Origin of the sequence: Phenylobacterium sp. (assembly GCF_016793285.1) — a bacterium.
GTDB lineage: Bacteria > Pseudomonadota > Alphaproteobacteria > Caulobacterales > Caulobacteraceae > Phenylobacterium.
In genome coordinates, this window is sequence record NZ_JAEUMO010000074.1 from 1 (window position 1) to 13,382 (window position 13,382).

A 13,382-nucleotide genomic window follows, 5' to 3' on the forward strand; every position below is an offset into this window, starting at 1 on the left:
CCTCGCCCGTGTTCGGGTTCATCACGTCGCCGTAGCGGCCCGAAGCGCCCACATACACGGCGCCGTCGATGAAATGGCTGATCTCTCGCACTACACTCGGGCTCCTGGCCTTGCGGACGTTCCGGCTACGCCGCCCCGCGATGGCCGTCCAATGACGTTGGAGGTCCGCGCTATTCCCGGCCGGAATTCTAGCTCCCGACGACAAGAGGCGCCGAGAGACGGCGCAGCGAGGCGACCAGGCTCAGCGCCGCAAGCCGGCTGGTTGCGGGATTCTCTTCACTGGGCTCGCATTCGATCTCGAGCGTGAACCGCGCGCTGTCGGCCTCGACGGCGAGCCGATGGACGTTCCGCATTCGCGCCGGATCCGCCCAGAGTTCGTATGTCGTCGCGTCCGGTCCGATGCCCGCGAGCGCCAGCGCGGCCACGACATTGGCGTTTGCCGGGAAGAGCCGGGCGCCCTCGCCCGCACTGCCCGCGAAGAGCTGCAACGGCACGGCCAGGCCCGACAGATCGAGGCCTTGCTCACGCACATAGGCGGACATCGCCAGCGAGCCCGGCGGCTTGCTGCTGACGAGTTCCACCGACCTGAGATCGCCCTCGGCGGCCGCGCGCAACGCATCGAGCCCTCCGATCGCGCCGCTGGCGAGGACAATGGCGGCATCCGACCGCCCGGCCAGATCGACAAGGTCCGGATGCCGTAGCAGCGCCGCGCCGCTCAGCGTCAGGAGCGTGCGGCCCAGCGCCAGCGCGGGTTCGACGATCTCGCGGAACGCGGCCGCCGGCGCGCAGTCCACGACGACGTCGCAGGTGTGCGCGATGTCCCGGGGGGTGAGGATCCGAGGCGCGCCCGACAGCCTCGAGCAACAGGCCGAGGCGCTCTGCGCGCGCCTGGACGCCACAGCCTCGAGGCGCAGGCCCGGCAGTCCGGCGTCGAGGGCGCGCGCGACGGCCATGCCCACGGCGCCGAGACCAACGACCCCTACCGTCCGCTCCATCGGCGTCCTCCAGGCCGGGCAACTTAGGGGCGTCGTCACCCCACGGATAATTATATTCGCTTCCCCCATTATTCCTGACAGCGATATCGTTCGCACGCCGCCACGCTGGCGGGACCTTGGGGTGATCGCAGATGTCTCTCGTGCCGCTCGACCGCCGGATCACGCGCAAGCTGCGGCTGCGGCACCTGGAGCTGATCTCGGCCATCTACGACTACGGGGGCATCCTCAAGGCCTCCCAGAAGATGAACCTGACGCAGCCGGCCGTCACGAAGTCGCTGCAGGACATCGAGGAGACGCTGGGCCTCCAGCTCTTCGTGCGCAGCAGCCGCGGCCTTGCGCCCACGCACTATGGCGAGATCTTCGTGCGGCACGCCAAGACGGTGCTGGCCCAGCTCCGGCACTCGGCGGAGGAGCTCGAAAACGTGCGCGAGGGGTTCGGCGGCCATGTCACCGTCGGCACCCTGCTCGCCGCCTCGTCCGGGCTCCTGCCCCGGGCGGTGATCGAACTCAAGCGCAAGCGCCCCAACGTCGCGGTCACGGTCTTCGATGGCACCTACGACATCCTGATCCCGCGCTTGCGGATGGGCGACCTCGACATGGTGCTCGGACGCCTGCCGGAAGGACCACAGAGCGAAGGCCTGCTCTACGAGGAGTTCTACCTGGAACGGACCTGCCTCGCGGTTCGCAGCGGCCACCCGCTGACCTCACGCGCGCGGCTGAAGCTCCATGAGCTTCTCCACGAGCCCTGGCTGCTTCCGGTGCCGGAGTCCCAGTTGCGGCGGCAGTTGGAGCGGCTCTTCGCCGCCGAGAAGCTGCGCCTGCCGCAGAACATCGTGGAGTCGATGTCGGCGCTGACGAACCGCGTCCTGCTCGAGAAGTCGGACGTCATCGGCGTGTTGCCCTATCATGTCGTCCGCAGCGAAGTGCTGGACGGACGGCTCGCGATCCTCCCGGTCCGCCTCCCGGGCACGGAGAGCCCGGTGGGCGCGATCATGCGGGCGCCAGGCGACCTGCGGCCCTCCGCCGCCGCGCTCCTGGAGGACCTTCGCAGTGTGGGCCGGGACATGGCGACCGACGCCTGCGAGTGATCGCAGTCATATTCCGATCCGTAATATTGAAGCGCATTAAATCGAATCGGACCTTATGTGCCGCCTTGCTACGCTCCCGTCCGGGTCGTCAGGAATGAACGCCTGGGCCCCAAGGCGAACAGGTCCGAGGGAGTTGGCGTGTGAAGTACGACAAGAAGGACGCCAAGGACTTCGCCCGCGCACACCTGCGCGGCATCTGGGCCGCGGCCCTGACCCCGTTCGGCGATGACCTGCGGATAGACGAATCGGGCTTCCGGCGGAACATCCGCCACTGGACGCGCGACCTCGGCATCGACGGGCTCTTCATCTCCGGCAAGCAGGGCGAATTCTTCTCGATGTCGGTCGAGGAGCGCAAGCGAACCTTCGAGATCGCGGTGGAGGCGACGTCGGGCGTGGCCGGGACGATCATGTCGTGCTCGGATCAGAACCTGGACACGGTGCTGGAGCTGGCGCGCCACGCGCAGGACATCGGCGCGGACTTCATCGTGGTGCATGCCCCGGTCCTGCACTTCGTCTCGCCGCCGGACGACACCGTCTACGAGTACTACCGCCATCTCAGCGAGGCGCTCGACATCGGCATCGCGATGTGGAGCCACCCCGACAGCGGCTACCTCATGACCCCGGAGCTCTGCGCCCGGCTTGCCGACCTGCCGAACATCGTGGCGATCAAGTACAGCGTGCCGCGCGAGATGTACGCGCGCCTCACACAGCTCGCCGGCGACCGGCTCATCGTGAGCACGTCCTCCGAGGAGGAGTGGCTGGACAACATCGTGGAGTTGAACTGGCAGGTCTATCTCTGCTCGACACCGCCCTATCTGCTCCAGACCGCGGCCGACCGGAGGATGCGTCAGTACACCGACCTCGCCATGCGCGGCGAGGTCGGCCGGGCCCGCGAGGTCAGCGCGAGCCTCGATCCCGTGCGCCGCGCCCTGCGCTCGACACGGCCGGGCGGGAAGTCGCACGCGCACCAGAAATACTGGCAGGAACTGCTCGGCCAGGTGGGCGGGCCGGTTCGTCGGCCGCTGCTCGGGCTGACGCCCGAGGAGAAGGCGGCGACGCGCGCCGCGTTCGAGGCCTGTGGGCTGACACCCGCCGCGACGTCCGTGGCGGGCTGACACGAGACCAAGGGGGAATCCGAAATGGTGGCCGGTCTAGGAAAGCCGTTCTCGTTCCAGGGATGGATCGACGCCAACGCCCATCTCCTGAAGCCGCCCGTGGCCAACAAGCTGGTGTTCGAGGACACCGGCATGATCGTCCAGGTGATCGGGGGCCCCAACCAGCGGGTCGATTTTCACGACGATCCGGTCGAGGAATTCTTCTACCAGCTCAAGGGCGACATGATCCTCAAGGTGATCGACGACGGGCGGATCGTCGACGTGCCCATCCGCGAGGGCGAGGTCTTCATGCTGCCGCCTCGCGTGCGGCACTCGCCGCAACGCCCTGTCCCCGGCTCGATCGGCCTCGTGGTCGAAGGGACCCGGGCGCCCGGCGCCCGCGACGGGTTCGAGTGGTTCTGCTTCGAGTGCAGCGGCCTGGTCCATCGCGTCGAACTGGAGATCAGGGACATCGTCGAGGATCTGCCGCCCCTCTACGATGCGTTCTATGCCGACGAGGCGAAGCGGACCTGCCCCTCGTGCGGCGCGCTGCATCCCGGCAAGACTCCGCCTCCGGGATGGGTGAAGATCTGACCCGCGTCGTTGTTCGGAGGGCGCTGTGGGATTCCGGGACGTCTTCAGCCGACCGGTGACTCTCCTGGTCGTGGTGCATGCGGAGACGAGCGGACAGGTCCTGCGCAACGTGGAGCGCGCGCTGAGCGCCGGCGCGGACGGCGTCTTCCTGATCAATCATGCGATCGCCGATGATGCGCTCGTGGCCGCCTATCGCGCGGCCCGCGCGCGCTTTGCGGACGCCTGGATCGGCCTCAGCTTCATGCGCCTGTCGGCGACGAGCTCCCTCGGCCTGGTTCCCGCCGACGCCTCGGGGCTGTGGGTCTCCGACGCCGGAACGCACGAAGTCGCTCCGCAGCCGCCGGCGGTCACGGGGTTCGCGGACGCGCGGGCGGCGGCCGGATGGGGCGGCCTCTACTTCGGCGGCGTGGCGTTCAAGCATCAGCGGCCCGTCAGCGATCCGGCCGCGGCCGCCCGCGCCGCCGCACCCTTCGTCGACGTCGTCACCACGAGCGGATCGGCCACCGGGTCCGCTGCACCCCTCGACAAGGTGGCCAGCATGAAGGCGGCCATCGGGCCGCATCCGCTGGCCCTGGCCAGCGGCGTGTCGGCGGAGAACTTCGAGCTGTATCGGCCGCATGTCGATTGCGTGCTGGCGGCCAGCAGCGTGAGCGACAGCGAGGCCGAACTCAGCCCGACCCGCCTCTCCGAACTGGTCGCCGCGATGCGTTAGCGCGGGGACCGCCGCAAGCCGGGCCTCAGAACGGGAAGAACATGGGGATGGCGACCATGGCGGCGGCCCAGGTGACGAGGTTCAGGGGCAGGCCGACGCGGACGAAGTCCATGTAGCTGTAGCCGGCCATGTTGAAGACCAGCACGTTGGTCTGATAGCCGAACGGCGTGGCGAAGGCCGCCGATGCGGCCATCATGACGGTCACAAGGAAGGGCCGCGCATCGACGCCCAGGCTCTCGGACACCGCCACGGCGATCGGGGTCATCAGGACCGCCACCGTCGCGTTGGACAGGAGCTCGGTGGCGAACAGGGTGACGCCGTAGAGCACCGCCAGGGCGCCGAACGGGCCGAGCGGCCGGATGAAGCCGATGAGCTGGTCCGCGCCCGCCTTGGCGAGCCCGGTGAGTTCCATGGCCGTGCCGATCACCACCATGCCGGCGATCAGGAGCAGGATCTCCGGGCGCAGGCCGGAATAGGCCTCGTCCGGCGTGATGACCTTCAGGAGGATCAGCAGCACGGCGCCGGCGAAGGCGGCGGCGGCGATCGGCGCCCAGCCCAGGGCCGCCGCACCGATGACGCCCAGGAAGACGCCGAGCGAGATCAGCGCCGGCCGCAGGCGGAATCGCCGGTCGGCGGCGCTGTAGAGCGCCACGTCGCCGAGGCTCGCATCGCCCGAGCCGTCGGGCTGGTTGCGCGCTTCGCCGAGCGGCGCGGGCGCGCCGTGGCCGCCGGCGCCCGCCTCGGCGGACGCCGCGCCGGCTTCCTCGGCGGTGGCGGACCGGCGAAGCTGGCGCGCGCCCACGACATAGAGCCACAGGCCGCCGACGGAGGCGATGACGAGGCCGACGGGCGTGATCTCGAAGAGGGTGAAGACCGGCTGGCCGGCGTTGCGGGCCATGTCGTTGACGAGCAGGTTCGTCGACGTGCCGATCAGCGTCAGCAGGCCGCCCATGACGGTCACATGGCTCAGCGGCATGAGGAAGCGCTTGGGAGACAGGCCGAGCGAGCGGGCGACGTCACGGATGACCGGCGCGGCGAGCACCACCACCGGCGTATTGTTCAGGAAGCCGCCGACCGAGCCGCACAGCCCGATCACCATCCAGATGCCCAGCGCGCCGATCCGCGAGGAGAGCCGGGTCGCCTGGCGGATCATCAGGCCGAGCAGGCCCGACAGTTCGATGGCGTAGGCGATGACGAACAGGCCGGCGAGCGTCAGGATGGCGGGGCTGGCGAATGCGCCCTGCACCTCCACCGGACGCACCACCCCCAGGACGAGCAGGACGGCGGCGCCGAGCAGGGCGACGACGTCCGCGCGCATCCGCCCGTGGATCATCAGTCCGACGACGCACACCAGGACCACGAGGGCGACGATCTGATCGAAGGTCATGACGCCTTGCACGCGATGGATTGCTTGCGGGTCAACTGACATCCTCGTGGGGTCGCGCCGACGGCGAGACGGATGCTAGGGTCCGGGGATGCGTGCGAGGCCCGCCTTCTCCCGCCTCTCCGTCGCCCTCCTGGCGACCGCGCAGGTCCTGGCGGCCTGCCAGCGTCCGCCGCCGGCGCCGCCGGCGGAACCGCCGCCCGCAGCAGCCCCGGCGGTCGCGCCGGCGCCGCTTGTTCCTGCGGTCATGGACCGCGCCGAGTTGCTCCGCGCCCTGGACCGAGCTGCGTCCGCCTACGCCGCGGGCCGGCCGGACGGCGCCGCAGACCTTTCGGACCGCCGCTTCGTCGTGCGACAGGTGTTCGGCTGCGGCGGGCCCGCGGCCGCAGCGACGCCCGGCCTCGCCCGCTGGACCTGGACCCGCGACCGCAAGGCGATCGAGATCTCCCTCGCGCCCGCGGACTGGGCGGCGCATGACGGGTTCACCGGCAAGAGCGAAGGATGGGAAGCGGTCGAGGGTTTCTGGATCGCCCGCCCCTGGCTGCGCGAGGAGGGCTGTCCTCCGACCACAGTGACGGATGCGCCGGCCGTGGCGGCGGCAGCGCCCAACGCGGGAGACGCCAAGGCGCCGGCGCATGCGCCACCCGCCGATCCGCCCGCGCCGACCGCCGACCGCCAGGTCGCCGGGCTTGCCGCCGTATTCGCACAGGGCGGGTCGCGGCTGGGCCGGCGGGACGGCAAGCCGTTCGCCTTCACGCGCCGCGCCGAGGGCGACACGCCGCTGAAGCCGCCGACGGGCGGCTATCGCCTCGTCATCGAGGGCCGGCTCTCGGCATTCTCGGACGGCGGCGCGATCCGCTGCCACGCCCCTTCGCCCGACGTGCGCCCGGTCTGCATCGCAGCCGCCGAGGTCGACCGCGTGGCGTTCGAGGAGGCCGACGGCAAACTCCTGCGCGAGTGGCGGCCGGGATAGCCGCAGCCCATGGCCCGGTCGGCGCCACGCCTCGCCGCCGACACACCTCCCATGTGCCCGGACACGCGCCGGCAACACTGCCGCCGCACCGCCGACCTATCCCCCGGCGCGCGGGCCGGACGGGCCGGTCTGGGGACGCCTGGTGCGGAAAGCGGCTCGATCTTCAAGTTCCGTCGCGCTGGCCGCGGCGGTGGCGCTGCACGCCCTGCTCGCGGGCCTGCTGGTCTCCAGGATCGCCCCGCAGGAGGCCGAGTCTCCGACCATGACGGTGACGCTCGTCCGGCTGCCGCCGCGCGCCAGGCCGCCTGCGCCGCCGCCCACGCCGACTTCCGCCCGCGCGACGGTCGCATCGCCGGCCGCGGCGCCCCATCCGTCGCGAACAGCCGCCCGGCAGGCGGACTCGCGCATCGACTGGCGCGTGCGCCCGTCCGAAGGGGTGGTTGCGGAGAACGCGCCCGCAGCGCTGCGCGGCAAGCTGGGTTGCCGCCATGCCGACCTGCTGGCCCTGACAAAGGCCGAACGGACCGCCTGCCACGAGGCGCTGGCGAAGGGATCGGAAACCGCTCCGACCTATGCCGTGGTCAGCCCGAAGCTCGAGAAGGCGTTCGACGGGACGTTCGAATGTCCCAAGGGCGACGTCTGGTGCGAGTACCGGATCGGCAAGGCGCCCTACCCCGGCCTGCTCGCCCCAAGGAAGCCGCCCCGCGACAAGTCCTGGGACGGCAACTGACCGGCCTCAGCCGCCGCCCAGCCGCGCGGTGCGTTCCAGCGTGAGATCCGCCGCGTAGAGATAGCGCAGGCGCCACTCCTGCCGCGAGTTCAGGCGGGGCTTGGGCGACCCGGTGCGATTGAGTTCCGGCAGCGGAGACGCCCAGGGCGCCATAGTCCGCAGCGCGGCTTTCAGATCCGGCAGCGCCACGAGCCGATCGACCGCGATCGCACCCTGGCGGTCGGTGATGTACCAGGCCTGCGGCCGGAAGATGTGGTCGACCCCGTAAGGCCAGTCCGCGGCCTCCAGGTGGTCCAGGGCCTCGTCCACGTCGCGGAACGCGGCATAGATCGACCGGAAGGGTTCGGAGACGCGGTTGTCGCGGCTGCCGGCGGCGCGGGCGTAGGCGTAGGCCGACCGGAAGCGGTCGATCGGATCGCGCACGACGGCGAGGCTGGGGACGCCCTTCGTCAGTTCGAGGGCGACGGCGCGGTAGTAGCGGATGGTGGCGTGCTGCACCTGCTCGCCGTAGAGCGCGTGGCTGACCGCCATCCCCGCCGCCTTCGGCACATGGATGAACAGGAGACCCCGGCCCCGGAACAGATCCAGGCGCCGGCTGCGCCGCGGCCCCAGCGGCGGACGCAGGCCCATGTCGCAGAGCCGCTCCGCGACGTCGCCGTTCAGTTGCACGCCGAGGGCGCGCTTCACCAGCTCCCGCCCGGCCGTCCGGCGGTGCAGGAGCGTCAGGGGACCGGCTCGCGTCGGAAGGCCGGCGACAGCGGCGGATGGCTCGGCGAGGGGCGACGCGAGCGCTTCGCCTGGACGATGGCGTCGACCACGGCTTCAGCGGCGCGTTCGGAGCACGGGCGCTGTTCCAGAGCGAAGGTGTGGGCGAAAGCCGCCTGCTGCCGGGCGCGATGGTCCGGGAACGTCCGCAGCGCGTGGTCCACCAGCGCCAGCACGTCGTCCCCGTGGCGGCCGACCGGCCCCAGGCGCACATGGGCCGCGTTCGGATCGCCGGGGTCGAGCCCCTGGCCGGCATCCAGGAAGGCGCACGGCCGCGGCGTCTCGATGAACTCGTAGACCTGGCTGCTCACGTCGCCGAGGTAGACGTCCGCGGCGCGCGGATAGGTCATGTCGCAGCTCCGCGCGCTGCCCAGGTCGACGTGGACGTTCGGCAGGCCGGCGAACGGTGCGACCTGCGCCGCCAGCCCGCGGACGCGCTGGGCCAGCCGCAGGTGCGGCGCGAAGATGAGGTTGAAGCGGGTCTGGTGCGCGAAGGCATGCAGTACGTCGAGCCCGCAGCGGTCCCACGACCCCAGTTCGGGATCGAAGTGCGGGTTGTAGAGGACGGTCGGACGGGGCTCGGCGAAGAGCGCCGGCCGGCCAGCCCCGCCCGCCCCCGCGGCCTCGAACTTCGGGTAGCCCACGACGCGGTAGCGCCCAGGCCGGATCAGCCGCTCGCGCAGCATCCGGTCTTCCTGCTTCGCACCCGCGACGAGCGCGTAGTCGAACTGCGCGATACGCGCCTCGTAGCCGACCGCGCGGTCGCCGGCGCCGTGGTCGGAGTGGATCATCAGCGGCCGGCGCACGCCGATCCGCTTCAGGAACAGGGACGTGCGTTCGGGCGCCACCAGGGCGTCGCATCCCGCGAGGAAAGGCGCGGCCGCGGCGAGCATGAGCCGCTTCGGCGGATGGCCGGCCTCTCCGACCAGCCCGTCCAGCGGCCTCGGCCATAACGCCCGGAAGCTGAGGCGCCGCGCGCCCAGCCGCTCGCACAGCGCCCTGGCGGCGCCGAGCGACGACGAGCGGGCCACCGCGACGTGGACATCGACGTCGCCCCTGCGGCTGAGCGCGGCCGCAATCGGCAGCACATGCAGGGCCTGGTGCCACTGGGCGATGTTCAGCAGACAGACGGTATGCAGCACGGTCGGAGCACGCCTCGTGAACTAGTAATTATAAGTTTCATATTAACTGGACTTGGAGCCGCCTTTATTTCAGTTCGGTGTCAGTCGTCCGCGGTTCGCGCCGGGTCAGCACGGCGCCGGAAGCCCGGCGCCGAGCCGATCCGCATCGGGCGCGCCGAAAGCAGCGCGCAGGACGGCGAACGGGTGTGGCGGCGCGCCAGAGGGCGGCTATGGTCGGCGGATGACGACCGGCGCCGTGCTGACCCTCTCGAACCTGACCGTGGATTTCGACACCAACGACGGCGCGGTCCATGCCGTGCGCGGCGTCTCGCTGGAGGTGGCGCGGGGGGAGACCCTCGGCGTCGTCGGGGAGAGCGGATCGGGCAAGAGCCAGACCTTCATGGCCGTCATGGGCCTGCTGGCCCGGAACGGGCGCGCCTCGGGCTCGGCGAAGCTGCACGGACAGGAGCTGCTGGGCCTGAAGCCCCGCGAGCTGAACAGGGTCCGCGGTTCGAAGATGACCATGATCTTCCAGGACCCCCTGACGGCGCTGACGCCGCATGTGCGCATCGGCGAGCAGATCGCCGAACCGCTGCGCCTGCACCTGGGCCTGTCGGCCGGCGAGGCGGACCGGCGCGCCCGCGAGTGGCTGGAGCGCGTGCGCATCCCCGACGCCGCGCGCCGCCTGCGCCAGTACCCGCACGAACTCTCGGGCGGGATGCGCCAGCGGGTGATGATCGCCGCGGCCATGGCGCCGGGCCCCGAACTGCTGATCGCGGACGAGCCGACCACGGCGCTCGACGTCACCGTGCAGGCCGAGATTCTCGACCTGATGGCCGAGCTGCAGCGCGACACCGGCACGGCGCTGGTGCTGATCACCCACGACATGGGCGTCATCGCCCGCCTGGCCGACCGTGTCTGCGTCATGAAGGACGGAGCCTACGTCGAGGCCGGCCCGGCGGCGCGGATCTTCGCCGAACCGGCGAGCGGCTACACCCGCGCCCTGCTGGCCGCGATCCCGCGCCTCGACCGCGCCGACCGCGGCGGACGACCCGAGATCGCACCGGTTCCGGAGGGCGCCGAGCCGGTGGTCGAGGGCCGCGACGTCAAGGTCCATTTCCCGATCCGCGAAGGCCTGTTCGGCGCGGCGAAGATGCTGCGCGCCGTCGACGGCGTGTCGTTCGCGGTCCGCCGCGGCGAGACGCTGGGGGTCGTGGGCGAGAGCGGCTCGGGCAAGTCCACGCTGGCGCGCGCGGTGCTCAACCTGTGGCCTGCCACGGAGGGCGCCGTCACCCTGCTCGGCCGCGACATCACCCACGCGGACCGCGACGCCATGCGCGCGGCGCGCAGGGATCTGCAGATCGTCTTCCAAGACCCGTTGGCCAGCCTGGACCCGCGGATGACCATCGGGACCTCGATCGCCGAGCCGCTGACGGCGTTCCGATCCGACCTCTCCCCCGCCGCGCGCGAGGACGAGGCCCGCGCGATGATGCGCAGGGTCGAGCTCGATCCCGGGCTCATCAACCGCTACCCGCACGAACTCTCTGGCGGCCAGAACCAGCGCGTCGGCATCGCCCGCGCCATGATCCTGAAGCCCCGCCTGGTCATCTGCGACGAGGCCGTCTCGGCCCTCGACGTCGGCGTCCGCGCCCAGATCATCGACCTGCTGATCCAGCTCCAGAAGGATATGGGGCTCTCGATGATCTTCATCAGCCACGACCTGGCCGTCGTGCGCGAGATCAGCCACCGGGTGCTGGTGCTCTACCTCGGCCGCGTCATGGAGGTCGCCGACCGCGACCGCATCTGGCAGGCGCCGCAGCACCCCTACACCAAGGCGCTGCTCTCCGCCGCGCCCATCCCCGATCCCGCGGTCGAGCGAACCCGCCGACGCCTGCGCATCCCCGGCGACCCGCCCAGCCCGCTGGATCCGCGCGCCGCCTTCCGCTTCGCCCCCTCGCGCCTGCCCGTCGACGGCTCCACGCCCGTCCTGCCGCCGGCGCTCAGGGAGGTCGAGCCAGGGCATCTCGTCGCGGAGTTCGACAGCTAGGGTCGCGCCGCTTCCGCGCCGTCCCAATGTGTGCGACAGCCCACGCGGGGCGCGGGCGCACGGTTGCGACACTAGGGCTTGAGATGAAGCAGTTCCTGATCACGGCCGCAGGGGTCTTCGCGGGCCTGGTGATCTTCCTCGTGGGCGTCCCGATCGTGCTGATCGGCATGGCGCTGAACAGCGCCGCCCCCGCGCCGATTCCCGGCAAGACCGTGCTCGAACTCGACCTGCGCCAGCCGCTCACCGACCAGGCGCCGCACAACCCGCTCTGGGGTATCGGGCGCAACTCGACCTCGGTGATGTCGATCATCGAGACCCTGCGCCGCGCCGAGGGCGACGACCGCGTGAAGGGCCTCCTGGTCCGCCTACCCGAGAGCGGCGTCGAGCCGGGCATGGCCGACGAGATCCGCCTGGCCCTGGCCCACTTCCGCGCCTCGGGCAAGCCCGTCTACGCCCACAGCCAGGGCATCTATCCCGCGGGCATCGTGACCACGACCTACATGCTGGGCCGCGCGTCCGACCAGTTCTGGATGCAGCCGGGGGCCTCGCTGCAGGTGACGGGGATCGCCACCGAGGAGATCTTCTTCAAGCGCTTCTTCGACAAGTACGGCGTCACCCCCCAGTACGAGCAGCGCTACGAGTACAAGAACGCCGTCAACGGCTACCTCTATTCCGACTTCACGCCCGCCCACCGGCAGTCGACACTGTCGTGGATGGGCTCGGTCTACGCCTCGAACCTGGCGTTTGCGGCCGCCGACCGGAAGGCCGATCCGGCCGCCCTGAAGCGGACGCTGGAGGCCGGGCCCTACATCGCCGGCGACGCGCTTCGCCTGAAGCTGATCGACCGCATCGGCCAGGTGCGGGAGGCCGAGCAGGCGCTCCTCGACAAGGCCGGGGACGGCGCCCGCGCGGTCGACTTCGACGACTACGTCGACGACCGCAAGTCGGGCAAGCCGATGGGCGACTCGATCGCGCTGATCGAGGCCGAGGGCCCGATCGTGACCGGCAAGGACCAGGGCTCGAACCCGTTCACCCGCGGCTCGACCATCTATTCCGACGACCTGGCCGAGGCCATCGTGCGCGCCGGCAAGGCGGACTCGGTCAAGGCCATCGTCCTGCGCGTCAACTCGCCGGGCGGCGCCGACACCGCGTCCGAGCAGATCCTGGACGCCGTCCGCTTCGCCAAGTCCAAGGGCAAGCCCGTCGTGGTCTCGATGAGCACCTACGGCGCCTCGGGCGGTTACTGGATCGCCTCGGAGGCTTCCGCCATCGTCGCCCAGCCCACCACGCTCACGGGCTCCATCGGCGTGTTCGGCGGCAAGTTCGCCGTGGGCGACGCGGCGTCGCGGTTCGGGGTCGATCTGCGGCCGGTCGGCGTAGGCGGCGACTACGCCGGGGCCTTCGGCCTGGGCCAGCCGTTCACGCCGGCGCAGCGCGCGGCGTTCGCCGGCTGGATGGACCGCATCTACGGCGAGTTCGTCGTCCGGGTAGCGGAAGGCCGCAAGCTCTCGCCGGACCGCGTGCGCGAGATCGCCAAGGGCCGCGTCTGGACCGGCGCGCAGGCCAAGGGCCTAGGCTTGGTCGACGAGGTGGGCGGCTTCTACCAGGCGATCGACAAGGCCAAGCAGCTCGCGGACCTCAAGGGCGACGTGCCGATCCGCCGCATGACGCCGACCGAAGGCACGTTCGAGGCCCTGCAGAACGTGCTGGGGGTCTCGGCCCAGTCGGCGCGCACCCTGGCCGCGGCGGCCTGGATCTTCGGCGACCCGCGCGCCCAGGGCATCCTGGACCGCGTCGCCGAAGCGAAGCTGCGCGGCGAAGGCCACGGGACCGTGCTCGCCCCCATGCCCATCCGCTAGAGCATTCGGCGGCCCGACCT

At 71.1% G+C, this 13,382-nt stretch carries 13 protein-coding genes; 8 read left to right on the plus strand and 5 right to left on the minus strand.

The genetic code is table 11. The features are described 5' to 3' along the window. Together JNL41_RS07605 and JNL41_RS07610 are read right to left on the minus strand one after the other, a co-directional pair. A partial coding sequence (locus JNL41_RS07605; protein WP_293473728.1) for a hypothetical protein occupies positions 1–91 on the minus strand: 91 nt, incomplete at its 3' end. A gap of 97 nt (positions 92–188) precedes the next feature. Then, positions 189–995: an aspartate dehydrogenase gene (locus JNL41_RS07610; protein ID WP_293473678.1), complete on the minus strand. Its 807-nt coding sequence runs from the start codon at positions 993–995 to the stop codon at positions 189–191. A 131-nt stretch (positions 996–1,126) separates the two neighbouring features. On the opposite strand from JNL41_RS07610, the gene JNL41_RS07615 reads away from it, so the two are divergent. From JNL41_RS07615 to JNL41_RS07630, 4 genes are all read left to right on the plus strand, one after another. Then, a complete protein-coding gene (locus JNL41_RS07615; RefSeq protein ID WP_293473679.1) occupies positions 1,127–2,083 on the plus strand; it encodes a LysR substrate-binding domain-containing protein in 957 nt (318 codons plus the stop codon). A gap of 140 nt (positions 2,084–2,223) precedes the next feature. After that, a complete protein-coding gene (locus JNL41_RS07620) occupies positions 2,224–3,198 on the plus strand; it encodes a dihydrodipicolinate synthase family protein (RefSeq protein WP_293473680.1) in 975 nt (324 codons plus the stop codon). 24 nt (positions 3,199–3,222) lie between these two features. Next, positions 3,223–3,771, plus strand: a complete 549-nt coding sequence (locus JNL41_RS07625) for a 3-hydroxyanthranilate 3,4-dioxygenase (protein ID WP_293473681.1) — start codon at positions 3,223–3,225, stop codon at positions 3,769–3,771. A 55-nt stretch (positions 3,772–3,826) separates the two neighbouring features. Then, entirely contained in the window at positions 3,827–4,483 is a 657-nt protein-coding gene (locus tag JNL41_RS07630; RefSeq protein WP_293473682.1) for a hypothetical protein, read from the plus strand. Between the two features lie 25 nt (positions 4,484–4,508). Here JNL41_RS07630 and JNL41_RS07635 read toward each other — a convergent pair whose 3' ends face one another. After that, positions 4,509–5,870 carry an SLC13 family permease gene (locus JNL41_RS07635; RefSeq protein WP_293473683.1) on the minus strand — a complete coding sequence of 454 codons (1,362 nt, stop codon included), beginning with the start codon at positions 5,868–5,870 and terminating at the stop codon, positions 4,509–4,511. An 88-nt stretch (positions 5,871–5,958) separates the two neighbouring features. Here JNL41_RS07635 and JNL41_RS07640 point away from each other — a divergent pair, with 88 nt between their 5' ends. Both JNL41_RS07640 and JNL41_RS07645 read left to right on the plus strand, forming a co-directional pair. Beyond that, entirely contained in the window at positions 5,959–6,840 is an 882-nt protein-coding gene (locus JNL41_RS07640; RefSeq protein WP_293473684.1) for a hypothetical protein, read from the plus strand. Positions 6,841–6,982: 142 nt separating this feature from the next. Then, positions 6,983–7,570, plus strand: a complete 588-nt coding sequence (locus tag JNL41_RS07645) for a hypothetical protein (protein ID WP_293473685.1) — start codon at positions 6,983–6,985, stop codon at positions 7,568–7,570. A 6-nt stretch (positions 7,571–7,576) separates the two neighbouring features. Here the strand turns inward: JNL41_RS07645 and JNL41_RS07650 are convergent, their stop codons facing one another. Beyond that, positions 7,577–8,257, minus strand: coding sequence for a hypothetical protein (locus tag JNL41_RS07650; protein ID WP_293473686.1), 681 nt, complete (start codon positions 8,255–8,257; stop codon positions 7,577–7,579). Between the two features lie 35 nt (positions 8,258–8,292). Next, entirely contained in the window at positions 8,293–9,477 is a 1,185-nt protein-coding gene (locus JNL41_RS07655) for a glycerophosphotransferase (RefSeq protein WP_293473687.1), read from the minus strand. 220 nt (positions 9,478–9,697) lie between these two features. On the opposite strand from JNL41_RS07655, the gene JNL41_RS07660 reads away from it, so the two are divergent. Then, positions 9,698–11,503, plus strand: coding sequence for a dipeptide ABC transporter ATP-binding protein (locus JNL41_RS07660; RefSeq protein WP_293473688.1), 1,806 nt, complete (start codon positions 9,698–9,700; stop codon positions 11,501–11,503). Between the two features lie 83 nt (positions 11,504–11,586). Further along, positions 11,587–13,362 carry a signal peptide peptidase SppA gene (gene sppA, locus JNL41_RS07665; protein WP_293473689.1) on the plus strand — a complete coding sequence of 592 codons (1,776 nt, stop codon included), beginning with the start codon at positions 11,587–11,589 and terminating at the stop codon, positions 13,360–13,362. The last annotated feature ends 20 nt before the right edge of the window (positions 13,363–13,382 follow it).